The sequence below is a fragment of the Primorskyibacter marinus genome (genome assembly GCF_003313245.1).
In the GTDB taxonomy this organism is placed as follows: Bacteria; Pseudomonadota; Alphaproteobacteria; order Rhodobacterales; family Rhodobacteraceae; genus Primorskyibacter; species Primorskyibacter marinus.
This window is the reverse complement of sequence record NZ_QJSD01000015.1, coordinates 1-23,656: the sequence shown is the minus strand read 5'-3', so window position 1 is coordinate 23,656 and position 23,656 is coordinate 1. Positions and strand designations below refer to the sequence as shown.

Annotated in this window: 22 protein-coding genes and 2 pseudogenes; 4 read left to right on the top strand and 20 right to left on the bottom strand. The window is 57.4% G+C overall.

What is annotated here, in order from left to right; all coding sequences use genetic code 11:
• Positions 1 to 184: 184 nt before the first annotated feature.
• The 13 genes from katG to DMZ65_RS15270 form a co-directional block, all read right to left on the bottom strand.
• Positions 185 to 2,401 (bottom strand): catalase/peroxidase HPI, encoded by a 2,217-nt coding sequence (gene katG / locus DMZ65_RS15330; RefSeq protein WP_116599753.1) that lies wholly within the window; start codon positions 2,399 to 2,401, stop codon positions 185 to 187.
• Between the two features lie 110 nt (positions 2,402 to 2,511).
• The gene (locus DMZ65_RS15325; RefSeq protein ID WP_116599752.1) at positions 2,512 to 4,083 is read right to left on the bottom strand and encodes a GMC family oxidoreductase; all 1,572 of its coding nucleotides are present in this window, start codon (positions 4,081 to 4,083) and stop codon (positions 2,512 to 2,514) included.
• A 12-nt stretch (positions 4,084 to 4,095) separates the two neighbouring features.
• Entirely contained in the window at positions 4,096 to 4,620 is a 525-nt protein-coding gene (locus tag DMZ65_RS15320) for a Twin-arginine translocation pathway signal (protein WP_084353645.1), read from the bottom strand.
• A 28-nt stretch (positions 4,621 to 4,648) separates the two neighbouring features.
• Positions 4,649 to 5,044, bottom strand: a complete 396-nt coding sequence (locus tag DMZ65_RS15315) for a VOC family protein (RefSeq protein ID WP_116599751.1) — start codon at positions 5,042 to 5,044, stop codon at positions 4,649 to 4,651.
• 122 nt (positions 5,045 to 5,166) lie between these two features.
• Entirely contained in the window at positions 5,167 to 6,210 is a 1,044-nt protein-coding gene (locus DMZ65_RS15310) for an NAD(P)-dependent alcohol dehydrogenase (protein WP_116599750.1), read from the bottom strand.
• A 103-nt stretch (positions 6,211 to 6,313) separates the two neighbouring features.
• A complete protein-coding gene (gene groEL, locus DMZ65_RS15305; protein WP_116599805.1) occupies positions 6,314 to 7,945 on the bottom strand; it encodes a chaperonin GroEL in 1,632 nt (543 codons plus the stop codon).
• A gap of 65 nt (positions 7,946 to 8,010) precedes the next feature.
• Positions 8,011 to 8,814, bottom strand: a complete 804-nt coding sequence (locus DMZ65_RS15300) for an iron-sulfur cluster assembly protein (protein WP_116599749.1) — start codon at positions 8,812 to 8,814, stop codon at positions 8,011 to 8,013.
• 4 nt (positions 8,815 to 8,818) lie between these two features.
• Positions 8,819 to 9,844, bottom strand: coding sequence for an amidohydrolase family protein (locus tag DMZ65_RS15295; RefSeq protein ID WP_116599748.1), 1,026 nt, complete (start codon positions 9,842 to 9,844; stop codon positions 8,819 to 8,821).
• Between the two features lie 85 nt (positions 9,845 to 9,929).
• Positions 9,930 to 10,304, bottom strand: a complete 375-nt coding sequence (locus tag DMZ65_RS15290) for an MmoB/DmpM family protein (protein WP_116599747.1) — start codon at positions 10,302 to 10,304, stop codon at positions 9,930 to 9,932.
• A 22-nt stretch (positions 10,305 to 10,326) separates the two neighbouring features.
• The gene (locus DMZ65_RS15285; protein WP_116599746.1) at positions 10,327 to 11,388 is read right to left on the bottom strand and encodes an aromatic/alkene monooxygenase hydroxylase subunit beta; all 1,062 of its coding nucleotides are present in this window, start codon (positions 11,386 to 11,388) and stop codon (positions 10,327 to 10,329) included.
• A 48-nt stretch (positions 11,389 to 11,436) separates the two neighbouring features.
• Positions 11,437 to 12,471 carry an NADH:ubiquinone reductase (Na(+)-transporting) subunit F gene (locus tag DMZ65_RS15280; RefSeq protein WP_232825019.1) on the bottom strand — a complete coding sequence of 345 codons (1,035 nt, stop codon included), beginning with the start codon at positions 12,469 to 12,471 and terminating at the stop codon, positions 11,437 to 11,439.
• A gap of 103 nt (positions 12,472 to 12,574) precedes the next feature.
• Entirely contained in the window at positions 12,575 to 14,239 is a 1,665-nt protein-coding gene (locus tag DMZ65_RS15275; protein WP_116599744.1) for an aromatic/alkene/methane monooxygenase hydroxylase/oxygenase subunit alpha, read from the bottom strand.
• A gap of 651 nt (positions 14,240 to 14,890) precedes the next feature.
• Positions 14,891 to 16,177, bottom strand: coding sequence for an RNA polymerase factor sigma-54 (locus tag DMZ65_RS15270; protein ID WP_232825018.1), 1,287 nt, complete (start codon positions 16,175 to 16,177; stop codon positions 14,891 to 14,893).
• A gap of 53 nt (positions 16,178 to 16,230) precedes the next feature.
• Between DMZ65_RS15270 and DMZ65_RS15265 the strand changes: the two genes are divergently transcribed.
• A complete protein-coding gene (locus DMZ65_RS15265; protein ID WP_116599743.1) occupies positions 16,231 to 17,196 on the top strand; it encodes a hypothetical protein in 966 nt (321 codons plus the stop codon).
• Here DMZ65_RS15265 and DMZ65_RS15260 read toward each other — a convergent pair.
• The 3 genes from DMZ65_RS15260 to DMZ65_RS15250 are packed head-to-tail and all read right to left on the bottom strand — an operon-like array spanning position 17,193 to position 18,823.
• Complete coding sequence (locus DMZ65_RS15260) at positions 17,193 to 17,372, bottom strand: hypothetical protein (protein ID WP_116599742.1); 180 nt, start codon at positions 17,370 to 17,372, stop codon at positions 17,193 to 17,195. The two genes, DMZ65_RS15265 and DMZ65_RS15260, sit on opposite strands and share 4 nt — an antisense overlap.
• A gap of 21 nt (positions 17,373 to 17,393) precedes the next feature.
• The gene (locus DMZ65_RS15255) at positions 17,394 to 18,533 is read right to left on the bottom strand and encodes a WD40 repeat domain-containing protein (RefSeq protein ID WP_116599741.1); all 1,140 of its coding nucleotides are present in this window, start codon (positions 18,531 to 18,533) and stop codon (positions 17,394 to 17,396) included.
• Positions 18,533 to 18,823, bottom strand: coding sequence for a hypothetical protein (locus DMZ65_RS15250; protein WP_116599740.1), 291 nt, complete (start codon positions 18,821 to 18,823; stop codon positions 18,533 to 18,535). Before DMZ65_RS15250 ends, DMZ65_RS15255 begins: the two co-directional genes overlap by 1 nt.
• Positions 18,824 to 18,873: 50 nt before the next feature.
• Between DMZ65_RS15250 and DMZ65_RS15245 the strand changes: the two genes are divergently transcribed.
• Both DMZ65_RS15245 and DMZ65_RS15240 read left to right on the top strand, forming a co-directional pair.
• Positions 18,874 to 19,152 (top strand): hypothetical protein, encoded by a 279-nt coding sequence (locus tag DMZ65_RS15245; RefSeq protein ID WP_116599739.1) that lies wholly within the window; start codon positions 18,874 to 18,876, stop codon positions 19,150 to 19,152.
• Between the two features lie 349 nt (positions 19,153 to 19,501).
• On the top strand, positions 19,502 to 20,329 hold the full coding sequence (locus tag DMZ65_RS15240; RefSeq protein WP_116599738.1) for a GNAT family N-acetyltransferase: 828 nt from the start codon (positions 19,502 to 19,504) through the stop codon (positions 20,327 to 20,329).
• A gap of 1,266 nt (positions 20,330 to 21,595) precedes the next feature.
• On the opposite strand, the gene DMZ65_RS15220 is transcribed toward DMZ65_RS15240, so the two are convergent.
• Positions 21,596 to 21,874 (bottom strand): hypothetical protein, encoded by a 279-nt coding sequence (locus DMZ65_RS15220; protein ID WP_116599735.1) that lies wholly within the window; start codon positions 21,872 to 21,874, stop codon positions 21,596 to 21,598.
• Here DMZ65_RS15220 and DMZ65_RS15215 point away from each other — a divergent pair.
• Positions 21,806 to 21,976: pseudogene (locus DMZ65_RS15215) on the top strand (IS6 family transposase); the annotation flags it as partial. The gene DMZ65_RS15220 and the pseudogene DMZ65_RS15215 sit on opposite strands and share 69 nt — an antisense overlap.
• Positions 21,977 to 22,088: 112 nt before the next feature.
• Here the strand turns inward: DMZ65_RS15215 and DMZ65_RS20150 are convergent.
• The 3 genes and pseudogenes from DMZ65_RS20150 to DMZ65_RS19905 form a co-directional block, all read right to left on the bottom strand.
• Positions 22,089 to 22,346: a transposase gene (locus tag DMZ65_RS20150; RefSeq protein WP_116599803.1), complete on the bottom strand. Its 258-nt coding sequence runs from the start codon at positions 22,344 to 22,346 to the stop codon at positions 22,089 to 22,091.
• Complete coding sequence (locus DMZ65_RS15205) at positions 22,252 to 23,163, bottom strand: LysR family transcriptional regulator (RefSeq protein WP_232825017.1); 912 nt, start codon at positions 23,161 to 23,163, stop codon at positions 22,252 to 22,254. Before DMZ65_RS15205 ends, DMZ65_RS20150 begins: the two co-directional genes overlap by 95 nt.
• Before the next feature lie 167 nt (positions 23,164 to 23,330).
• Positions 23,331 to 23,656 (bottom strand): annotated as a pseudogene (locus DMZ65_RS19905) (transposase); the annotation flags it as partial.

Below are 23,656 nucleotides of genomic sequence, written 5' to 3'. Positions count from 1 at the left end.
GGTCGAATAGGTTGTTCTGTTTTGTGTCAAGTTTCGAACTCAGGCCAGTTAAGCCCACGACATACACATTTTGTTTATTATAATTCAGCGTATTAGGTGAACCTATGCAATCGAGGCCGGAGAACCGGCCTACGATTAATTCAATGTGATGACGGCGTCTACGCAGACATCATGCGCTCTTGTTTCAGTGCAGATCAAACCGATCGGCGTTCATCACCTTGGTCCAGGCGGCTATAAAATCATTGATGAAGAGCCGCTCGTTTCCACGGCTGGCATAGACTTCCGCCAAAGCGCGCAATTGTGAGTTGGAGCCAAAGACCAGATCAACGCGCGATCCGGTGTATCTTTTGTTTCCCGTTGCCCGGTCACGACCTTCGAATAGACGCTCATCCGCATCCGTAGGCACCCATTCCATTGTCATATCAAGGAGTTCGACAAAAAAATCGGTGCTAAGCGTACCTGGACGATCGGTCAGAACTCCGGTCTGAGTTGGGGCATGGGTCGCCCCGATGCTGCGCATCCCACCGACAAGAGCCGTCATTTCTGGCGCGCTAAGTCCCAAAAGCTGCGCTTTATCGACAAGAAGCGCCTCTGCCGGAACGGTATAGGCCGCCTTTTCGAAGTTGCGGAAACCGTCGGCCAAAGGTTCCATCGGATCAAAGGAATCCGCATCGGTCTGGTCGGCGCTGGCGTCGGTCCGTCCGGGCACGAAAGGCACAGTGACATCCTGTCCGGCCGCCCGTGCCGCCTCTTCGATCCCTGCACTGCCGCCCAGCACGATCAGGTCGGCCAAGGAGACCTTTTTGCCCCCGGATGCCCCGCCGTTGAACGCCGATGCAATGCCGTTCAACCTGTCCAGAACCCGCGCAAGCCGCGTGGGGTCATTGGCCTCCCAGTCCTTTTGCGGGGCAAGCCGGATGCGCGCGCCGTTTGCGCCACCGCGTTTGTCCGACCCCCGGTATGTTGAGGCCGACGACCATGCCACCCAGACCAGATCCGCCACCGATAAGCCCGAGCCAAGCAACTCCTTCTTCAGAACGGCGATATCCTTGTCGTCAATCAAGGGGTGATCCACGGGCGGAACCGGATCCTGCCAAATCAAGTCTTCATTCGGCACCTCCTTGCCCAAATAGCGGTCTTTCGGCCCCATGTCGCGATGCGTCAGCTTGAACCATGCCCTTGCAAACGCGTCGGCAAATTCAGCAGGGTTTTCATGGAATCGTTTGGAGATCGGGCCATAGATCGGGTCCATCTTCATCGCCATGTCGGCGGTGGTCATCATCACCGGCACGGTTTCGGCCGATCCATCTACCTGCGGCGCATGATCATCGTCCGACAGACCTTTTGCGTGCCAGATATGTGCCCCGGCGGGGCTCTTGGTCAGCGCCCAGTCATACCCGAAGAGCAAATCGAAATAGCCATTGTCCCACTTGATCGGATTGGCCGTCCACGGGCCTTCTATGCCGGAGGTGGTGGTGTCCACCCCCCTGCCCGACTTGTGACTGTTCGTCCAGCCCAAGCCCATGTCCTGTAGTCCGCATGCTTCGGGTTCTGCACCGACAAGTCCGGGATCCCCCGCGCCGTGCGCTTTGCCAAAAGTATGCCCTCCTGCAACCAGTGCGACGGTCTCTTCGTCATTCATCGCCATCCGGCCAAACGTGTCGCGGATGTCACGGCCCGATGCCAGTGGATCGGGATTGCCGTCAGGGCCTTCCGGATTGACGTAGATCAGCCCCATTTGCACGGCAGCCAACGGGTTTTCCAACTCACGGTCGCCGGAATAGCGGCTGTTCGGGTTATCGGATGGGGCCAGCCATTCGACTTCGGCACCCCAGTAGATGTCCTCTTCGGGTGCCCAGATATCCGCACGTCCGCCGGCAAAGCCAAACGTCTTGCCGCCCATGCTTTCGATGGCCACGTTGCCCGCAAGAATCAGCAGGTCAGCCCAGGAAATCGCGTTTCCGTATTTTTCCTTGATAGGCCAAAGCAGACGCCGTGCCTTGTCAAGGTTGCCATTGTCCGGCCAGGAATTCAGGGGCGCGAACCTTTGGTTCCCGGTTGATGCCCCGCCGCGGCCATCCGCCGTGCGATATGTGCCTGCGCTGTGCCAGGCCATGCGGATGAAAAGCGGCCCGTAATGGCCGTAATCTGCGGGCCACCAATCCTTGCTGTCCGTCATCAGCGCGGTCAGGTCGGCCTTCACCGCATCAAGATCCAGCCCTTTGAATGCCTCGGCATAATCAAATCCGGCGGGCATTGGATCGGATGACGGCGGGTGCTGATGCAGGATCCGCAGGTTCAACTGGTTTGGCCACCAATCGCGGTTGTTGCGCCCCGAAACATTCGTGGCACCGTGCATGACGGGGCAACCGCCGATCCCACGCAAATCATTTCCGTCCATTGTTTTTGCTCCCTCGTTCGGAAAATAGGTATCGCGGCCCTGCCCAATTGCCGGGCAGGGCTGGGCAACCCGCCGCGCGGGGTGCCGGAATTCTTGTCAAAGCGCTCTTTTCAGAGAGTGTTCTTGCTTAATTCAGCCGCGATGAAGTCAGCCTGCCGGATTGCCAAAGCCACAATCGTCAGCGTCGGGTTTTCCGACGCACCGCTGGTGAACTGGCTGCCATCGGACACAAACAGATTGGAAATATCGTGCGTTTGTCCGTGGCGGTTGACCACCCCGTCACGCGGGTCTTCCGACATCCGATTGGTGCCCAGATTATGCGTCGACGGATAGGGCGGCGTCGGGAAAACCCGCGTGGCACCAACCGCTTCGTAGACCGCGATGCCCTGCTTATAGGCGTGATTGCGCATCGCGACATCGTTGGGGTGGTCGTCGAAATGCACATCTGCGACGGCCAGCCCGTGCTGGTCGGTCACATCGTGATTCAACGTAATGCGGTTGGTTTCCTGCGGCATGTCTTCACCGACGATCCACATTCCGGCCATGTTTTCATAGTGATCCAGCGCCGTAGTAAATTCGCGCCCCCATGCGCCGGGGTCAAGGAACGCCGCCATGAACGGCAGGCCAAGCGACAGTGTTTCAAGCTCGTACCCGCCGACAAATCCGCGCGATGGATCATTCTTGGCTTCGTCCTGAATGATGCCCGCCATCGTTGTGCCACGCCACATACGCACCGGCTGATCGAAGACGGCGTAAACCGACCCGGTCACATGGCGCATATAGTTGCGACCCACCTGCCCCGAGCTGTTGGCAAGCCCGTCAGGGAACATCGAAGAGGCCGAGTTCAAAAGCAGCCGTGGGCTTTCAATCGAGTTGCCTGCGACACAGACCACCCGCGCCCGTTGCTCTTGTTGATTGCCATCTGCATCCACATAGACAACGCTTGTGACCTTGCCCTGCTCGTTATGCTCGATCCGCATGACGTGGCAGCGATCCCGCACTTCCAGATTTCCCGTCGCTTCGCCTCGGGGAATGTCGGTATAGGCTGAGGACCACTTGGCACCCCATTTACACCCCTGAAAACAAAACCCCGTCTGCTGGCACGCCAACCGGTCATCGAAATCGGCAGAGTTGATCGCCATACGCCCGGTATGGACTTCTTCATACCCCAGCGCCTTGGCGCCTTTCTCGAAAACCTTGTAGTTGTTGCTGCCCGGCAGGCCAGCGCGGCCGCCGGTCCGGGTCACGCCCAGCTTGTTTTCGGCTTTGGTATAATAATCGTCCATCTCGCGCGGGTCGATTGGCCAATCCAGAAGATTCGCGCCTTCTATGTCGCCATACGTCGTGCGGGGTTTCCATTCGTGATCCTGAAACCGCAGCGACGCGCCCGCCCAATGGGTCGTGGTGCCGCCAACCGCCTTGACGATCCAGGCAGGCAGGCCAGAGAAATCCTTGGCCACGCGCCAATCACCCGATGTGGTGCGCGGATCGGTCCAGGCAAGCTGGCCGAAACTGTCCCACTCATCGTTGATATAATCCTCGGGCAAATAGCGCCCGCCCGCTTCCAACGCGACGACTGAAACGCCCTTTTGGGCAAGCTCGTTGGCAAGAACGCCACCGCCTGCCCCGGTTCCGATGATAACAACCACGTTGTCGTCATTCATGTCAAATGGTGCACTCATAGCGTGTCCCCCTCAAAGCCAATTGATGTCGTCAAAGCCGCGGTCGATGTAACCGCCCTTGGAAAAGCTTTCGCCCTCGTAGCCAAAAATCGGCCAGATAGCCTTTTGGTTATAAAGACCGGTCACCAGCCCGCCGCGGATTTGCTGGAAGAACGCGCTGTCTTCCATGCCGCGCAGCAGATCAACGCGGTCGCGTTCCCAGCCGACATCAATGTAATTGGCAAATCCGATGCCCTTGGCCGCTTCGTTCAGCTCGGCGATGCCGACCTCGATCCCTTCAGCGGCGTCGGCGCTGTCATATCCTTTGACGGCAACGGCATAGTATTCATCCGAAACCTGATCATGGGGATAGATGTCCCGCGCCAGCTGGATCAGCGTGGCCATCGTTTCAGGTTTCAGATGTTCGACTTCAACCGCCCAGTTCGCGGCCGTGGCTTGGCCCGCCACGAAGCCGCTACCGATTGCAAAACTGGCACCGAACATCGCGCTTTTTGACAGCAGCTGGCGTCGCGTCATGGCTTGCTTACGAATTGACATGATATCCTCCCTTATTTTTGGTTAGTGTTTACTGGTATCGACCCGCCCGCTGCAAAACCTCGATTTCGTAGCCATCGGGGTCTTGCACAAAGAAAAAGCGGGCAAGTGTTTTGCCGTCCTTCTTGAGGTCCACGAGCTTTCGCGGCGAAAGGCCGGCGGCCTCGAAACGGGCATGTTCGGCGTCAACATCCTCGACGCAGAACGCAAGATGCCCGTAGCCGTTGCCCAGATCATAAGGCTCTGTCGTGTCCTTGTTTATCGTCAGTTCAAGTTCGAACGCGGCTTCGTCGTTGGACAGGTAGACCAGTGTGAAACCGTCGAAATCCATCCGTTCGGCAACCCCGAGGCCAAAAGCCTCGCGGTAGAAAGCCACAGAACGTTCTTCGTCAAGCACACGGATCATGGAGTGAATTGCTTTGGCCATATTGGTCCTCTGAAGTTTTAGACATCGGCGCCTTGTGGCGCGCTGGAAAAGATCCGCCCCAAGGCGTGTGCATCAGACATGGTCGACAGACCGCCGATGCACCGCGCGACCACAGCGGAATCCTAGGGAACGATAACCCCGCGTCCGGTAAATTTGCGATCTTTAAAGTCTGAAATCGCCTGATTTATGTTCGCGAGGCTGTATTCGGTCTGGTGCATCTTCACCTTTCCGTCGGCGTTCAACTCCATCAGTTCGACAAGCTCGACAAAATCACCCACGAGGCTGCCGCCGATCTTGATCTCATTGGCAACCAGTTCCAGCGTCGGCACCTCGATGGTTCCGCCGTAACCGACCATGATCAGCTCTCCGCCCTGCCTGAGCAATTTCCAGCAGGTATTTTCGGTGCCGTGTTCACCGACAAAATCGATCGCAACATGCACGCCGCCGCCAGTCAGTTCCTTGATCTCTTCGATAAGGTTGGGACCGCCGTCCAGCACGATGTCGGCACCAAGCTCCTTGGCCAACACCTGAGCCGCAGGTTCACGGTCTACCGCGATGACCCGCGCCCCACAGGTCTCTTTCAGCACCTGTAGCGCAATATGTCCTAGCCCACCGACGCCCAGGATCATCACATAGCCACCCGGATTCAGCAGTTTCGCCGCCTTTTTAGCAGCGCGATATGCCGTGATGCCGGCATCGGCCATCGGGGCAACCTCAAGCGGCGTGATCCCGGTATTGAGCTTGATGAGCGAGCTTTCGTTGGTCTTGAAATACTCGGCAAAACCACCGTCAATTCCAAGGCCGGGGAACTGTCCGTGATCGCAATACATGTCATGTCCGTACCGGCAATCCAGGCAGATGCCACAGCTTCGGAACGGATGACAGATCACCGCATCACCCGGTTTGACCGAGGTTACGGCGCTGCCGACATCTTCGATCCAACCCGCGTTTTCATGCCCCATCACATAGGGGAGCAGGTTGCCTTCGGTATCCATGATGTCTTTCCAGACACCTTCGATAATATGCAGATCGGTGCGGCAGAGGCCCGCCGCACCGACCTTGACGATCACTTCATCGGGAGCCGTGATTGTGGGGGGAGGAACATTCTCAATCTTCAGCTCCACATTCATGTCGGGATCGTATTCGTATAATCTGGCTGCTTTCATTTTTTCATTCCCTGCGTCTGATCTGGCCTATCTGTTCGGCTTGGCCACGCTGTCTGGACTGGCCGACCCCGAAAGGCCGACCAATATACTGTTGAACACCGGGTCAGGCACGCCCCAGCAGCTCTGCGCCGCCGCCGCGGGCGGGGCCTTCGGTCGGATCGGCCTCGCCTTCATCCAGGTCTGCCACGAGGGTCTCGGTGGTCAGGATCAGCGTCGCCACTGACGCCGCGTTGACCAACGCACTTGCAGGCACGCGCGCCGGGTCGATGATGCCCGCCTCGTACATATCGCCAAATGTTCCTGTGGCGGCATTGAACCCGTGACCCGCGGCACCCGCGGCCACTGCCTGGGCAACGGCCGCCACGTCTGCGCCTGCATTCCGCGAAATCCGGCGCACCGGCTCGCTTAGTATAGACCGGACAAGCTGGATACCCTTGGCGACATCCCCCAACGCATCAAGGTTGTCGAGACAGGATCCGATCTGGGCCAGCGCCGTTCCCCCACCTGCAACCACGCCATCCTCTGCCGCTGCTTGTACGGCGCACAGCGCATCCTCGATCAGCTGGATCGTCCGCTTCTGTTCCACCGGGGTGAACCCGCCGGCATAGATGATCGCACTGCCACCAGTCAGTTTGGACAACCGTTCGCGCAGCTTGTCCTTGTCGATATTCGGCGGTGCCGCATCATGCTGTCGCTGCACCTGATTGCGCCGCGCCACGATGGCATCCGGTTCACCTTCACCGCGCAGAACCGACGTTCCGGACGCGTGCGAGCGAACCATTTCAGCCCCGCCAAGCTGTTCCCTCGTGACATTCTCGATCTTCTTGCCAAGATCGCGGGCCAAGACTTCGCCGCCGGTCAGGATCGCAAGATCGTCCATCATTGCAGTCCGCCAATGACCGTATTCCGGCGGATGAACGATCAGATATTTGCCCGCCCCGCCGTTTTCCAGAAGCTTGATGACCACTTCGGGGGCGATCTCTTCTGCCACGATCAACAGAGGGCGATTTTCGCTTTCCGCAATAGCGACCGCGCTATCGAGCAACTCCGGCTTGAGGATTTTCTGATCCGTCAGAAGGATCAGCGGCTTCCGCAGGATGGCTTCCATGTTCTCGCGGTCCGTGACCATGTGATGCGAGATGTAGCCGCGCTCGAATGACATGCCTTCGACGACTTCCATCGTCGTCTCGATCGTGACGCCAAAATCGGCAGAGATCACCCCGTCCCGACCAACGCGACGGAAGGCCTCTGCCACCAACTCGCCCAGTTTCGGATCGGTCGACGACACGCGCGCCACTGCCTCAAGGTATTCAGGATGGTCGTCGCAACTGCGCGACGAGGCGTCGATCGCATCCACAACGCGGCTTACGGCCAGATCTATTCCCTTACACAGGTCAACCGGCTTGACGCCGCTATCGGTCAGATCGACACCACGCTGGATCAGTGCATTTGCCAGAACGATTGCCGTGGTTGTCCCGTCTCCGGCCACATCGTTGGTTTGCATCGACACTTCGCGGACAACCTGTGCGCCCATGTTTTCGAACCGGTCGTTCAGCTCAATTTCTGAGGCGATGCTGACCCCGTCACGCGTGACCAAAGGCGTGCCCACCGGGCGGTCCACCATCGCGTTCAGGCCCTTCGGTCCCAGCGTGGGCTCCACTGCCGCTGAAAGTCGTGCGACACCGCGTGCAAGACAATTTCTGGCAACATTGCCATGTACCATGAGTTTAGCCATATCTTCCTCCTTCGGCCCAGGGACTTTCCTGGGCGTCATCCCAAAATTTTCGCTTTTCCAGTTACTTAACTGTTGGCGGTTGTCTCTTCCCTTGGCGGCACATGCCCCGCTATGAAATCAACCAATGTGGGTCCGTCGGGCCCAATCTCGACTTCCTTGTAGCGTGTCTTGGCAAGCCCGCGGCACAGGGCACCGTTGAACTCCATATTGATCCGGGTGCTTCGCAGGCGGGCCAGATGATCCGACAGGTTACCGGGTTTAAGCGGATCCCCGCCCCAAGTCGGGAAGGCCAGATCGCCCGAGTTTTGCGCAAGGCCTTGCGACGCAAGCAGCTCAAGATACCTCGGCAATTGCCGAAGCTCTTCTTCGCCCCGAAACGGAATCTGCCGAAGCGTACCCAGCGTCATTGAAACGATGTCAGCCGGGGCAAGGCCAAGACCCTGCAAGCCCAGAAGCACGGTTTCCTGTCGGCGGTCGAACGCCTTGGCCAGGAACTTCATCACCACCTCATCCAGATCGGCACCCTCACAGTTTTCGGCAAAGATGTCATGGTAGCTTCGACCACTGTTGACCCCGGCATTGACCTGGTCATTGAAGCAGTGATCATTGAGTTGCACCGTGGCTTCGACCACCCAAGGCAGCGACATCACCTCCTGGCGAATTCCAAACGCCATAAGAAACGCGAAATTGGGCGAACACCAGTAGGTCGGAAGCCGGAACTCGACCCGCACCATTTTCGCATCCGTCACCTCGACCCTCTCGACGAAACCCATATCGGTGATGGGTTCGTCGAGTTCAGGGTCGGTCACGGCATCGAGACGGTTCCAGACATCCATTTCCAGTTCCGCCATAAGATTGGCGACCAACATCGGATCACTCCGCCGCAATTTGAACGGGAACACCGGCCAGTTGGGCCCGCTTTTGCGCAACATCAATGTCATAGAGCTTTGCTGCATTGAGGCCGAGGATCTTTTCCTTCACCTCGTCTGTCAGTTGCACCCCACCACGCTCTGCCGCGATGTCTTCGGGGATCTGATAGTCCCAGAATTGCTCGACCAGCCATTGCGGGGTCCAGATCGCGTAATCCGAGCCGAAAAGCAGCTTGTCTTCGCCGACCCACCACAACAATTCGGCCATCACCTCGCCAAAGTAGCGCGGACGCGAGTGGACGAACGGCATCGCGACGGCAAGACCGGCGTAGACATTCGTCTCCTGCGTCGCGATCCAGCAGAAATCGTCCAGCCGCGGCAGACCGCAATGTTCGATGATCCAGTTAAGGTTTACGAAATCAGTCGCAGCGTGATCCACATCGTGAACGTCAAACGCATCTTTCGACAGCGGCCTGATTGTTGGGCCTTTGTGGACATGGACGTTCTTGATGCCCAGCTTTTCGCACAGTTCAAAGCATTTGTAGGCCGCCGGATCATTCAGCGCCCAACCTTTACTGTCGCCATTCCACTCGGCCGTGTACATCTTCACGCCCTTTATATCGAACGTTTCTTTCATGTAGTGGATGTATTCCAGCGCCTTTTCACCATCGCGGGGATCGAAGGAGCCGTTGACGATGAAACGTTCAGGATGGCGTTCGGCCATCGACGTGCTGCGCTCGATCGACGAAAAGCCGTTGTTGTAGAATTCCTTCAGATAGGTCGACTGGACGATCGCCATATCGTCAGGCCCATCGACGAAAAGATCGCGGTAGATGTCCTCTTCGCTGTACTTCTCGAATTTTGCCTTTTCCCAAAGCTGATCTTCGGGGCTGAGGTTGGTGTGATACGCATAGAAACAATCAATGAATTGCCTGCCTTGTACGTTGGTTTGGTTTTCCGGGCTGGCGTCCCAATAATGGACATGACTGTCGAGAACGAAGATCTCTCTTCCATCGGGTGTTTTGAACATGGTGTCCTCCCTTGCTTTTCGCTGAGTATCCTGTCGGATGTCCGGGGCCTTTGCTGTGCAGGCCCTGGACGTGTTCAGAGGCAGATCAGATGTATTCCATGACCTCGTTCATGTCGCCGAACAGGATAACGGTGTCGTCATCGACCCGAACCATCCGGCCATAGTGGGTCGAGGTGTTGACCTCGAAGGTCTCGGCTGTCATCTCACGCCCCAGAAACTCGGTGATCTCGCTCATCTTGAAGATCAGCTTGCCCTCGCCGTCGATGCGGATGGTCGCCGGGTTGTAGGTGATCGTCACCTTGGGATCGTTCTCCTCCATGAACTCGGCGATGGCACGAGCCTCGACGCTGTCGTTCATGGTGACACCGCACTGGTGAGAGACCTCGCGCGAGGTCAGGTCGATGTCCTTCATCGACTTGAAGATGTTCTGGTTGGATGAGTCACGCGCAATGCTAGACATAATTTAATTCCTTTTCAGAGGCTTACTCGAGACCCAGCTCGGCGACGATCTGACCGATACGCTCTTGCGAGACGGCTTTGACGTCCTCGAAGGAAACCGGTTTGGAATGCGGTTGCGACCAGATCGGCTGCAACGCGGCGGCGGCCTTATGCGCGAGATCGCCGTGCTTTTTCAGCCATGACTTGAACAGGGCCTTGTTCTGAGCCCCGTACTCTTCGTCGTTGGCGAGCAGGTAGATCAGGTCAACCGTATTCGCGAGATTGCGCTCGTAGTCCGCCTCGGCAGCCGAAATCACCGGCGGCGTGATGAAGTCGTTGTTTGCCGCTGCCGCCTGCATGAAGAAGCCCGAGCGCAGCAGTTCCCCCACCAGCGGCTCGAACACGATGTTGATCGCGAAATACTGCTCGAGGTAATCCTCCGAGCCCATGATCGTCTCGATCGCCTCGCGCGTCGGTTGCCAGATCGGATCTTCCAGCCAGGTCGTTTTTCCCAGGTCGTCGTTCCAGCCATCAATGTCCATGCCGATTTCGGCCAGATACAACGTGATGTCCTGTGCCAGACGCATCTTGTAGGACGAGTTGGTCAACGTGGCGTTGTTGATCATCTGCGTGAAGCCATAGCGCTGCGCCTGCATGAGCGAGGTACCAAGGCCGAATTCCGCATGCTTCCAGGCACCCAGATGCTTTTGCAGAACCGCCTGCCAGACCTTGTCAAAGGACTTGTGTGCACCTGCTTTGCGGGCATTGGTGATGACGTGCTGCACCATGGTTTCGATCTTGGACTGACGCTGATAGTGGGTCCGCTCCCATTCCTGATCAGGGGCGCGGAACGCGTGCCAGTTGCTCGACTTGGCTGCGGTGCTGTCTTTGGTATATGCGCCGCCGCCCTTGCCACCTTCGAATTCTATGATCCAATCCTGGATCAAATAGCGTTCGGGATCTGGTTGCACGTCGACAGTCACGTCTTCGTAGTGGGTCGCGCGTTTCCCGCGCGGTTCAAAGTAGTTGTACTTGCGGCTGTTCGAGCCGACGAATTGTGCGGAACCTGCGGCACCGGAACTGATAGAGCTGGATGTCGCTACCATTGTAGCCTCCCTTTGGTTGGTATCACGTCACTAGCGTTCAGGCCGAAATCAGTGGCCCGAAGAACCGGAAGTGGGCGTGAATTTATCGTAGAAAATGCGATCGGTATCGAAGTCATGCATGAACAGCACAGGCGTCAGCGCATCGATCATCGGTGGCGGTCCACAGGCATACACATCTCCGTCGCCGTCGATCCCCAAAGCCTTCAGCCGCGCGTCGACGCATTCGTGAACAAAGCCGCGCTCGCCAGTCCAGCTTGCGTCATCATCCGCATGGCTGAGCACCGGAATGAATTCGACGTTGGAATGCGCAGTGGTCAGCGCATCTATTTCGTCCAGCTTGAACAGGTCATCCTGCGACCGCGCGCCATAGAAGAAGTAGATTGGACGATCTTCGCCGCTGGTGATCTGATCGTTCAGTATCGACCAAACCGGCGACATACCCGAACCTGCGCCAACCAAGATCACCGGTCCTTGTCGGTTGTCTCTTCGGAAGCACATTCCGTAGGGGCCTTCGATTTTGACGTCGACGCCGACTTTGATGCCTCCGTCGTCGAGTTCGTTTGAAAACCTCCCGTCTGGATATTTTTTGATGATGAAGCCGAGGTTTTGGGTTTTGCTCGGCGGATTTGCCATGGAGAACGAGCGCGTAATCTCCTCCCCCATTTCTGTTTTGACCGTGATGTCGACATATTGACCCGCCCAGAATTTCAAAGGCGCATCCAGTTCGATTTGGACACCGCGAATATCATGGGTCAGTTTGTGAAAATCGACGATCTTGCCGGAAAACTGCTTCACTGGAATGGATTTCGACAGGAGTTCCTCGTCAAAATTCAAAAGCTCGATTTCGAGATCGCTATATGCCAGGGTCCGGCACATCAGAATGTGGCCGCTGTCCTTTTCCATGTCATTCAGGGCAAACGTGGAGTATTTCATCATCTCCGATTCACCGTCCAACTGAACGCATTTGCAGGCGGAACACTGCCCTTCCTTGCATCCGTGGGGCAACGCGATGCCCTGGCGGAATGCCGCATCGAGGACTGTCTCGTCTTCCTCAACCTCGAATTCCACGCCGACCGGCTCCAATCGGACGTTGTAAGTGTCCGTCATTTCTCTCTCCCTTGCCGCTGCGCGCAGATATGCGCACTGGGGACGGAGGCCGCGCAAACGGCCCCCGCATTTTCTGCAATCAGTTGCATGGATTGATGGTGAAACCCGCCTGATACTCGGCAACATGGGCTGCACGATCTGTCTCTGACATGCCGCGAAGCATGTTGAGCGGCGAGCGCAGCGTGTGACCGCGAACATGCTCAAGCTTCCACATGTCCTTGTTGTCGAAGCGCAGGTGTGGCTGTGGCACCAGTGTTTCGCCGTCTTCGCGGACAAAGTTGAGATCCTTGATGGCATCTGCCAGATCCCAGCCATCATAGACGCTTTCCCACTCACGCTTGCCCGAGAATTTGCCCATGGCCGGTGTCGGACGCCCCTGGAATTCATCCGAGAAGGCCTCGACCGCAGTCCAGCGATCCAACTCGTGCGCAAAGGTGTGCAACTCGCCGTCGATCTCGTCGACAACCATATCTTCACGGATGAGGCACGGCACCAGGCAGGACCAGCAACGGTGCGGATAGACATAGCCGGTGTCTTCGTTGAAGGTGATGATGGTCTCGCCCGGTTTGGACAGCTTGCCATACCATTTCCAGAAGTCGCCAAACTCGGCATACCAGCCGGGATACTTGTGCTCGAACCACTCGAAGTCCTTTTCGGTCTGGGCTTCGATCCGCCAGAAGTTCACGGGCCAGCCGACCGCAAAGAACTGTGCAACCTTATGGACATAGTTCTTCTCGGTGATCCGCTTCCAGGCTTCCTGCACGTCGTCGTGATGCACCTTCACGCCGTATTTTTCGAGCGGCAGCATATACGTCCGGTAGTAGTCTTCAAAAATCCAGCGATGCCACATTTCCGCATAGGATTCCTTGTCCTTGTCGCGGTTCGTGGTGCCGTATTCGATGATCGTCCCGACGGCGGCGTCAACGATTGCGTGGTTCTGCCAGAAGGCATAGCGCAGGTCGCGCTCCAGCAGCAGGTGGTTCTCCGGCTCCTTCAACGCGGCCATCAAGAGCGAATGGCCGTTCCCGATGTGGCGGCTTTCGTCCGACTGCACTGACAGGAACACCGTCGGCAGCGCGTAGTCACCATTCCGCGCCGCCTCGGAGGGCATGGCCACAAACAGCGTATTGGTAAACGCGGTTTCGGCAACCACGGTCAAATACATGCATGCGGCGGTCATTGTGTCGCCGGTGATGAAACCCTCACCGAACTGGCGTCCGATCGTCGTGGCATAGCACTTGCCAAAGGCTTCTTCCGTGATGTCGAAACCGGCCGGGTCGATGTAGTTTTCCATATACCACTTTTTCAGGTTCATCTGAATCGTGGAGTGACGGAATTCATCGACCATCTGCATGGTAAAGCCGGTGCGCAGATCCTCGCCCGGGGCCAGACGGGCCACCATTGCCATCGAACGCGCAGCCGAAATTTCCGGAAACGGGATGATCCCGAGGAACAGCTTCATCCATTCGATCCAGCGCGGCTCCACATTGCGGAACATGTCGCCGCGAAGCGCGGCATCAAGCGCACCGTAAACCCGGTTGTCCTTTTCTTCTTCCATCGGAAAATAGGACCGCAGAACCTGTTTCATCGGGTCGCGCGGGGCTTTGGTAATCTTGTAGTCCGTCGGATATGTGCTGGCTTCCTGAACATAGGAAGGATTCCATCCCAAGTCGGAAATCTTCTTAGTTGCCTCCCCAACCGAGATACCACGTTGCGACGTGATCTTGTTAAGCGTCAAAGTCATGCCATGAGCCTCCTTAAAGCTCTGGGGCCGGTTGCCCGACCACCCGTTGGCGGCTTTTGCCGTTTCATGTGAGCACCTGCCGTTATGTGACGGACAGGCACCGGTTTCTCGGCAAAGGTTTTGAAGATGGACAATGCCCGCTGCTGCGCCCGTTGGCGCTTGCGGCCTGCGCCGGGACGCATGCCTCTCTCCCTATCCTTCGTTCTTTGAGCCGCCCCTGTTTGGTTGGACGCTCGCATCTTGTGCCTCTCTTGTGGCAAGGCATGTTCCAGATTTCGAGAAATGCGCCTCTTGGTCACCAAATAATTCTTAACGCTCTGAAAATACGGTACTTTTTTAGCTATAAAAAATTGCGGCGTAATTTTTCGGCGGTGCGAAGCATTCAAACGCCCGAGGCACATTGTCGCATATCGTTACACTCGTTGCGTTCTGGCCTTTACGCTTCGTTACATATTTCCCCGGCCCGAAAAATCGTGGGGTCACGGTTGCGCCCGCACATAGTGCGCGTGGGGCTGCCAAGCATGGCTTCCACCCGTCAAACAACGGCTTGGCCCCGCATTACGGCCCGCGTGATCGTGGAATTTCATGGACAAGTTTGAGGCTGGAGCAAGCCCCACGGCCTTAAAACCTACCGCGCGTTTGATGGGGCAATCAGCCTTGCCGCCGCCGTAGCGCCGCCGCCAAAATACCGGCATTGTGGCGGTATTTTGACACTATACGCCGTGACACTGTAATGCCTTCGGACCGCAACAGCGTGGTGAGACGCCGGTCCGAAATCGGTCGTTTTGGGTCTTCATCGGCAAGCAAAGCCTGGATCCGTGCCCGTACCTGCGTTCTGGAATGCGCCGTCTGCGCCGAGGCTGCGCCGACAAAAAGCGATCGGGCTGCAACGATGCCGATCGGCCCTTCAATCAGCAACCCGTTCAACACGCGGCTGACGGTACTCAGATGAAACCCCGTGGCTTGCGCGATTTCGGACATCGTCATCGGCGTCAATGCTGATGCGCCAGTGCGCAAAAACCCACCCTGCCGTTCGACAATTTGCCCGACCACCTGCCGGAGTGCAGATTGCCTTATATCCAAAGCCTGTTTCAGCGCCCGCGCCTTGGCCAGCGCCTCGCGTGTCATGTCGGACTGTTGAGATCTGGGCATATTGGCGATGTCGATATCGTCTTTCAACGACGAAATAAATTCGATGTCCCAGCCATCGCCGGAAGGAACAACTCGAACATCCGGCTCTCGCATCAGCGTGGGATCCGTGGCAAACGCCCCGCCCGGCTTCGGATCAAGGCATCGGATCACGGCAAGACAATCGCTTACCTCGTTTTCAGGCAGCCCCGTGGCCGCGACGAGCGCGCAAGGCCCACCATTTTCCAGCGATGAAAGCCGGGCAAGGACAGTGTTCATGGCAGGGGTCATCGCATCGCGGTCCTCAAGCTGTAGACGCAGGCATTCTTCAAGATTTCGTGCAAAAATCCCGGTTGGCTCCACCCGTTTTTGAACGACCTTCAGCGCCGTCTCGATCAGTTGCGGCGTCAGTCCAAGCGTGTCGGCAATGTCGTCGACAGGGCGACCCAGCCAGCCGGATGGCTCCAACTCTTCGATCAGGGCGGTGATTACCCGCTCCATCATGCCACCTTGGGCGATCAGTCCGGCGAGCGCGCGGAAAACATGGCTGTATAGGCTTCCCGCTTCCTCGACCGCAGTCATTTCAAGCGCATCTGTCGCACTGGCCCCCGCACCGGGCCGTCGGCGCGGGATGACCATCGGATTGGCTTCCGCCACCTCTTTCAAATGGTCGTCCAATTTGCCAGCCGACATCTGTAACACGCTGACCACCTGCCCCAGCCGAAACACCTGGGTCTGTTTGACACCAAGTTTGAACCCTAGCGACATACCGCCCTCGGCAGAATGTGCAGGGGACAAATCACTGGCCATGACAGTACGCACCGGGCTAACGTGGCCGAAAGAAACCCTTGAATTGCAGTGTGATGAACAAGAACCCCCCAATCGGCGGCATTGTTCCGCTTGATCGCGCCCCGCCGGAAATGTCCTACCCCGGCTTGTCGCCGCAACTTCTTGCGCGCGTAAAGCTGCTGTGGTCCGCCAATGGGTTGGATTTTGACCGCCACTGGCGGATCGGCGTCCGCACTCTGCCGGGTTTTCGTGCCGTGCCACGGGTCGAGGCATCGGCCACCAGCACTGAGGTGGATCTGGTTTTTCTGTTCGATCAATCTGTGCTTTGGGTGCGGGCCCTGCACAGTGCCGCGAATGTCGGCCGCGACCGACAGATCGACGGGCTGAGCCCGGCGCAATGGCATGGGTTGGCGGCGCTGTCGGCGCGATTGACTGAACAACTCGCAGCTTTGCGTCTTTTGGCGCTGACCGACCTGCCGATGCCTGCAATGCAGATCGCCCGCTCGGTTTCCGAGGATGTGGACATGGCACTGGTCCTGTTGATCCGCCCCAAACTGGCACAGCGCTTTGCCGAATGTCGCAGCGTCGAAGAGGCAAACGATTTCTGGCGGCGTCACATCGCGGGCGGGCGTGCGTTCCGCAGCATTTCCGAACGGCTGTATTCCGTAGGGATCGACCATTCGGCGGATACGGAATATGCAAAATGGCGTAAATCGGTGCTGTCCACCTTGGGCGCGGCCGTTCACAGCAATGCTCTTCGAACGGATCTGCTCACCCGGCAACAGGGTGCCGTATTGCTGAACGGCGACAGCCTGCATTTTTCAACCTTTCGTATCCATGAGCTATGTGCCTTTGCGCAGATGCTTAAGCCTGAATTGACGGAGACACTGGCTGCGGCTGATCGAGTTTCTGCAACAGCAGATCCTGCCGTCAGCGCCCTTGCAGCGTTGGCCGGTCCCTTGAGCGGAATACTCGTCAATCAAATTTCAAGTCTTTCGCCGCAACCCGTAACATCGAGACGGCCAGCAAAACCACATTAGTGCTTGAGGTTTTCGGCACGACCGAGACGGTTTTCAGAAACCCAGCGCGCCGCCAACACCAGCGCCCCTGCGGCAAAATCCTTGCCGTGCTCCTCCACCATGGCCTCTGCGACCTTGGCAATTTGTTGGAAATACTTGTCTTTGCTTTTTTCTTCGTCAGACAGAACTTGTGTCATTGGCTTCCCTCCCTGGGGTTTCTATTTGAACATGTTTTTCGGGAATGTCGCGATTGAGACACTGCCATCCCTGCCCCCGATTGCCAGATGGGCACCATCGTCAGACCAGGTCAGGGAATTGACGGTGGCACCGCTGCCTTCGCACAGCAGCATTTCGTCCGGATGGCCAATGCGACAGATCATCACCAGCCCGTTGGCATAGCTGACCGCACAGAGATCCCTTTTCGGATGGACCGCCACGAGATCGACAAGCGTCAATCCCGGCTTGCCGGTTTCGATTGCGCTGCCTTCATCGTCACCGAAGGGTAGATCAGGCAGTGACCACCCGACGACGCGGAAGGCCCCAGACGCGATCATGGCGCGCGCCTTGTCGCTGAAACCGATTGTTCGTACGGCATCGGGAAAATCGACGATCCGGTCGGAAACACCTGCCTGCACATCGATCAGCAGCACGGTCTTGTTGGCGCAACCGGCCACCAACCAGCGTTTGCAGGGCGACCAGCCAAGGTCGAGCACCTCACCCTCGCAGGCAAAGGTGCTGGTTGATTTAAGGTCATCACTCGCGACGATGCTGATCTGGTCCGCGCCCAAACATCCCAGAACGCAACCATCATCAGACACCGCGATACGGCTCACGCCGTGGCTCAACTCGGCGGTGGCAAATTCTGCGCCTCCGTCTTCAGCGACCAATGCCAACCTGTTGTCATAGGCCAGCACGATGCGCCCTGTTCGCGGGATCGCCGCCAGCGCCGTGACCGCTTCTTCATTGCGTGCCCCGTTAACAGCAAGGGTTTGCCCCCGCGCCGTGGCGCGCCACAAGGCATTTGTATCGGCATTCGAAAAGGCAAAGCCCTGATCGCCAAGTCGACACGGCGTCACATCGGCGCGCGCCACAGCGGCATCGCTGACCACTGGCGCAGGCAAAGGCTTTGTCCGGGGCCGGATGCTTGTCCGTCCGGTGTCGGCCTCTATCCGGACGCGACTTTCGGGATGCTCGGCATCCTTGACCGATATAAACGCAAGCCGACCATCGGCCAGCAGGACGGCCAATGACGACCCCGTGGCATTGAAAATGACATCACGCACCTCGCCCGGCAGTGCCCAGGTCCGGGCTAGCAGATCGAATAACGTCATCGCTTGTGGCGGCTTGTGCTGTGTCATCAGCCTTCCTTCTTCATAGTGGCTTCAAGCTCTTCATCCAATGCGGAAAGTTCGCGTTCCAACCGATCGATTTTTCGTAAGTTGTCTTCAACAGCCGCCTCTGTTCGGGCGTGTTCGTTCTCATGGGTGCTGTCGACGATGCCGTCGCGCTCGACTTTCAAATCCAGGACGAGCAGGCCGCTGGACTTCTGGTTCAGTCGCATCTGTTCGGCATTCGCGGCAGCGATGTCCTGCGTCGCCTTCAGCCGATCCTTCATGATCTCTTCGAGGCTGCGCAATTGACCTGTCATTGTTGCCCCCTATACATCAAGCGCGTCTTGCAAACCAAAAGGCTCATCCGATGAACGATCCTGCCGATGTCCGTTTCTTCCGCGCGCTCAAACAAATTTGCAGCCAGTCCGGCGACGTGGATCAATCCTGCCGCGAGGCGATTGACCGCGCGGTCGAGACAGGCCATTCTAGGGACTTGCTTTCCGCACGTCAGTCTATGGACGCATTGGACGCCGCTTTGAAAGACCGCCTGTTGCAACAAGCGCACCTGATCATGGCCACTGATATCTCGGCGATTTGGGATGCGTTGCCCATGGCCGCCGACCCCAGCAAACGAAGACCAAACTAGCCAGTTGCGGCAGTGATCGCGGGCATACTCTGCGCGCGGTTCAAACATTGGCCTCACCTCCCATGAACACTCGATTGACCAAGCGTCGAGAAAGCTACCCGAGCGACATGGTGACGCAACGTTTTCTGTAAGAATCCTTCGACTTTCTGTGAAATTTCGCCTTGGTGCCGATAAAGTGTAAACTAAATTTACGTTTTGAATCGCGCCGTGTAACGGCCTGTTCCAAAGACGGTTTCGCAGCAATACAGAAGATTTTGATTTGCATGTTAATCAGTCGAATCATTTGTTTGCTATTTGTGGTCTTTTGACGCTGAGTTGATCCGCATCCCTAATTGTTCGGGGAAAAGAGATGACAAACTGCGCCGACATTCTGCAACAAGATGACCTGTTACTCCGCCCTCTGACACAGGCAGACCTGCCTACAATTGCCCGTGATCTTGACGACGCTCGCGTCGCGCGTTGGCTCGCCGCCGTGCGGCAGCCTTTCGACGCGGCGGCAGCGGATGAAATCCTGGCACACAGCCGCGATCCGGGCGAAATGATGCGCATGATCGAACAGGATGGCGCGGTCGTGGGCGGGCTGTGTATTGGTGCCGCGCTTTGGTATTGGCTGACCCCGGATTGCTGGGGTCAGGGTCTCATGCAACGAGCACTGCGGATGGCGATCGGCGCGCGGTTCTGTTTGCCTGCACCGCCGATGGTTGCCACCTGCCACGACGACAATACCGCATCGCAGCAGTTGCTGACCCGGCTGGGCTTTGCGGCCTGCCCAAATGGCCGACGTATATTTTTTCACGCGACGCAACGCGCCGAGCCGTGTCGAGACTACGTCCTGGCCCCAGAGCAGTGGCACCTTCTGAACCCGCGAGTTATGACCGTTGGCCACACCACACTGCGGCCAGCCCTACAGAAAGACGCGCCCGCGCTTGCTCACATCCTGCCCTGCCCCGGGACCGCGCCATGGCCTGCCCATGAAATGCTGAACGCCTTTGTCGAAACCCATCGTTTCCGTGGCCCCGCGCGTGGGCTTTTCGTCGTTCAGGACGAAAACCGCCGGAGCATCGGCGCGGTGCTCGTACAATCAAACCGTACAAGCCTGCGCTTTCTCAGTGATGAGGAGAAAGCCCGTCATTGCACCAATGCTACCAAAGCGCTGGAAGACGGGCACTTCCAGTAACTTTAGTCCCTTTGGCGATTTTTGCAGCCCTCTGACGGCATGCGTGGTCGTGGCGCTTCCGTGACGGACTTGTCCCGTAGTGCTGCCTTCCACGTCTGAGAAAAATAGCGCCATCAAACCGTGGGATCAAACAACCACACGACAAAGAACGCATTCTCTGCTATCATGGTCATAAAAAATTACGCTTCAGAAGTGCACGACCGGTTTCTCAAGAGAGGTTTCCGACGATGCGGAGTCCAACTCGAACTTCAATAATTCACGCATCAGCTGTGGCAACTGTCCTTCTGACAGGAAGTTGTGCGTTTCTTGCGCCTCCCCCGCCAGCCAGCGCAACCGCAGCCCCAAGCGACATAAAGGACAGTGGGTCTTCGCTCGTTCGATGTCAAACGACTGGTGCCGGCACTATCAGCTTCTCGGTGATTGGCGATGGATTAGTATCGAATGCAGGCCCGGTCCCTGCCGTCCCGCCCAATTTCAGCGCTCAGACCACCTACAGACCGACGCGAAACACCGGAACTTCGCGCGATGTATTGGTCAGGTGCTTGTTTCAACCAGCCGGCGGCGGACCCGTTGCGACCACCGACGCGAAGGTGATTATACGAGAGACGCTAATGCCAGATGTTCAGGCCTTTACCGTGCCTGCCGCGGCGAGGGTGAGGAGCGCATTCGACATAGTCGTTGACGTGGAAGATAGGCGACTTGTCGGCCCTGGCTTTGTGGGTCGGACAAGCGGCATCGATATAGTTGGGGTGGCGGCCTCGGGCGATGTCAGGATCGTTCCAATCGCCGACAAAGACTACGGTGGCGTTTTCCCAGGGCCGCCGACGAGTACGATTGGCCCTCTCAATCCTCCGCCGCATGTATTCATTGGCGAGTGCATCAGGGCAGGCTCAGGCGCGGTTCGACTTCAGGTTAAAGATGCCGCAGGAAACGTCGTGACGCCTGTTCCCGTGAAGAGGATAGAGTGTTCGCCTTGAGGCGCTTGTTGAAGGGAACGCGTATGGTTTCCGACTGCCACCAGTCTATTGTCGCGTCCGAGTGGCAGGTGAATGATCCCGGCGCACCTTATGATTTCTTCCTAAGAGGTACGGCAAGGGGCGGCGCGTTGTTGCGCCCCCAACCGGCTGAAAATGCCACGGCGATCCGGGCAGCAGTGGTGTCGAAGGTTCTGGAAAAGCACGGAGCCGGCCCAGAATGGAATGTACCAATCCCCGCAGCCGTGGCATCTGCTGTCGTGGTTTAGGTTCGCCCCATCCGACGCAGGGGTCAGAATGGTACATCCGGCTCAGCATAACCGCGTACATCATCTGCACTGTGATCATCCTGCACGTCATCGACGGGTTCGACCTTGATCAACCGTCCCCACCACCCATTCTGCAAGTGTTGGGGCCGCTTTGCGTTCCGGCCGATGATCTGAATGTCACGGATCGCAGGCAAGGCACGGATCCGTGATGCAGCCATCAGTAAACGGCACGCTATGCCGTCTGGGCTTACGATCGGATTGCACTCGGCACAGCCGATGTCGAGGATCTGCTTGCCGAGCATGGCGTGGTCGTCAGCGGAGAGAGCATTCGACTGTGGGCAAGCCGGTTCGGCCCCCATTTTGCCAACTGCATCCGAAAGGATCGGCCGAAACCTGTAGACAAGTGACAGATGGACGACGACGTGGTGCCGACCAACGGCGCGAAGGTTCCTTTCTGCCCACGACCATGTGGACATGGTCGCTCGAGAGTACACCACGCAAGGTGCCTGCCCCGTTCTAGCGACACATTTGACGGCAGGTGTCACGCACCCGCAGTTGAAGCGCCCCGGTCAGGGCCTTGTAACGGTACTTGGTCGACCAGACGAGATGGTAAGATGATAAAACCGCCGTGCTTGCCAGCGTCAAATCGCATGATCTTATCCTCCCGAAAATGATCGGCCTACATCGGCTTGACCTCACGCAGAAAGGATGGGAGCACCGGGTTCTTGGCGTCGGCCCGCCAGATTGCGGTCGTCCGAACGACCGGTGGTACATCGGTGATCGGCACCACTTTCAGACCTAGCAACCCAGCATTGCAGATACATTTCGGATAAACAAGAACCCCAAGGCCGGCCATGACAAAGGCCAGCATCTCATCCCGCAAGAAAGCCTTGTGGGTTACCTGCGGCATAAAGTTTCGTTCGATACACAGATCGCGGATCAATTCGTTATAACGTGACCATGTGTCCCCCATGATGAAGGACTCCAACTCAAGTTCGGCAAGCTCGATCGTCTCACGCTCGGCCAACCGGTGCTTGGGCGGCACCACGGCAACCAATCCCTCTTGCACGACGTGCTTGCGACAGAACGAACTGGGCAACTTCAGGTCAATATCCATGACAAACCCAAGGTCGGCTTTACCCGATTTGACCAGCGCGATCTGATCGGCAGTCGAGGCGAACTGGACGTTGATCTTGATCCGCGGATTATAACGCCGATAGCGCGCGAGCGTGTCCGGCAGCGTTCCAAGAATTGCGAAGTCGACATAGGTCAGATTGATGCTGCCGCCTCGGCCCGATGATACATCACGCACCGAATCTACGGTCTGGTCGAGCTGTTCGAATATCCCCTCGATCCGGCCCAGCAACTCAAGACCAGCGGAGGTCAGGGTGACCGAACGTGTGTTGCGCCGAAATACCTCGACGCCAAGCGTATATTCCAACGACTGGATAGTCTTTGTCAGCGCCGGTTGTGATGTGTTCAACATTTTCGCGCTTTTTCGGTAACTCCCAACTTTGGCGATCGTTTTGAAGACTTTGAGTTGTCGGAGTGTCAGGTTCACCGGCGCTGTTCCTCGTTCCTCAGTCGCCATTGAATTGACACATCGGCAGAACATATCCAAGCTTTTAGCTTTACGGGAGGCAAAGTTGGGACGAGGTGGCTGATGATCTTTGGGCTGGCTGGCTGAACCGCCCCGGTTTTACCGGAGAGGGTTTGTTTCAATAGTTGGGCTGCTTTTTCGTCCTCGTTCAAGCTGTCGTAGAAAGCCTCCTCTGCTTCTTGTGGCGTGACATATCCGATAGCGCTGTGCAGGCGTGTGTTGTTATACCAGTCGACCCATTTCAGGGTTTCCCATTCGGCCTGACCAACCGATTTCCAGGGGCCGAGGAAATTGATGCCCTCAGTCTTGAAGAGGCCGATGATGCTTTCAGCCAAGGCGTTGTCGTAACTGTCACCGACGCTGCCGACCGAGGTGTCGATGCCGGCCTCGGCCAGTCTTCGGTGTACCTGTTCGACAGGTATTGGCTGCCGCGATCGCTGTGATGGATCAGCTTGTCAGCCTCGGAGGGTGGGCGCTGACAGAT

Bases quoted from the DNA above. Each gene is read 5' to 3' on its own strand.
- DMZ65_RS15265 (WP_116599743.1), top strand. From the start codon at position 16,231: ATGAACAAGAACCCCCCAATCGGCGGCATTGTTCCGCTTGATCGCGCC.
- DMZ65_RS20150 (WP_116599803.1), bottom strand. From the start codon at position 22,346: ATGTACCACCGGTCGTTCGGACGACCGCAATCTGGCGGGCCGACGCCA.
- DMZ65_RS15285 (WP_116599746.1), bottom strand. From the start codon at position 11,388: ATGGTAGCGACATCCAGCTCTATCAGTTCCGGTGCCGCAGGTTCCGCA.
- DMZ65_RS15275 (WP_116599744.1), bottom strand. From the start codon at position 14,239: ATGACTTTGACGCTTAACAAGATCACGTCGCAACGTGGTATCTCGGTT.
- DMZ65_RS15205 (WP_232825017.1), bottom strand. From the start codon at position 23,163: ATGGCGACTGAGGAACGAGGAACAGCGCCGGTGAACCTGACACTCCGA.
- DMZ65_RS15220 (WP_116599735.1), bottom strand. From the start codon at position 21,874: ATGCTCGGCAAGCAGATCCTCGACATCGGCTGTGCCGAGTGCAATCCG.
- groEL (WP_116599805.1), bottom strand. From the start codon at position 7,945: ATGGCTAAACTCATGGTACATGGCAATGTTGCCAGAAATTGTCTTGCA.
- DMZ65_RS15245 (WP_116599739.1), top strand. From the start codon at position 18,874: ATGAACGATCCTGCCGATGTCCGTTTCTTCCGCGCGCTCAAACAAATT.
- DMZ65_RS15270 (WP_232825018.1), bottom strand. From the start codon at position 16,177: ATGGCCAGTGATTTGTCCCCTGCACATTCTGCCGAGGGCGGTATGTCG.
- katG (WP_116599753.1), bottom strand. From the start codon at position 2,401: ATGGACGGAAATGATTTGCGTGGGATCGGCGGTTGCCCCGTCATGCAC.
- DMZ65_RS15310 (WP_116599750.1), bottom strand. From the start codon at position 6,210: ATGAAAGCAGCCAGATTATACGAATACGATCCCGACATGAATGTGGAG.
- DMZ65_RS15295 (WP_116599748.1), bottom strand. From the start codon at position 9,844: ATGTTCAAAACACCCGATGGAAGAGAGATCTTCGTTCTCGACAGTCAT.
- DMZ65_RS15240 (WP_116599738.1), top strand. From the start codon at position 19,502: ATGACAAACTGCGCCGACATTCTGCAACAAGATGACCTGTTACTCCGC.
- DMZ65_RS15250 (WP_116599740.1), bottom strand. From the start codon at position 18,823: ATGACAGGTCAATTGCGCAGCCTCGAAGAGATCATGAAGGATCGGCTG.
- DMZ65_RS15300 (WP_116599749.1), bottom strand. From the start codon at position 8,814: ATGTTGGTCGCCAATCTTATGGCGGAACTGGAAATGGATGTCTGGAAC.
- DMZ65_RS15290 (WP_116599747.1), bottom strand. From the start codon at position 10,304: ATGTCTAGCATTGCGCGTGACTCATCCAACCAGAACATCTTCAAGTCG.
- DMZ65_RS15325 (WP_116599752.1), bottom strand. From the start codon at position 4,083: ATGAGTGCACCATTTGACATGAATGACGACAACGTGGTTGTTATCATC.
- DMZ65_RS15260 (WP_116599742.1), bottom strand. From the start codon at position 17,372: ATGACACAAGTTCTGTCTGACGAAGAAAAAAGCAAAGACAAGTATTTC.
- DMZ65_RS15255 (WP_116599741.1), bottom strand. From the start codon at position 18,533: ATGACACAGCACAAGCCGCCACAAGCGATGACGTTATTCGATCTGCTA.
- DMZ65_RS15315 (WP_116599751.1), bottom strand. From the start codon at position 5,044: ATGGCCAAAGCAATTCACTCCATGATCCGTGTGCTTGACGAAGAACGT.
- DMZ65_RS15320 (WP_084353645.1), bottom strand. From the start codon at position 4,620: ATGTCAATTCGTAAGCAAGCCATGACGCGACGCCAGCTGCTGTCAAAA.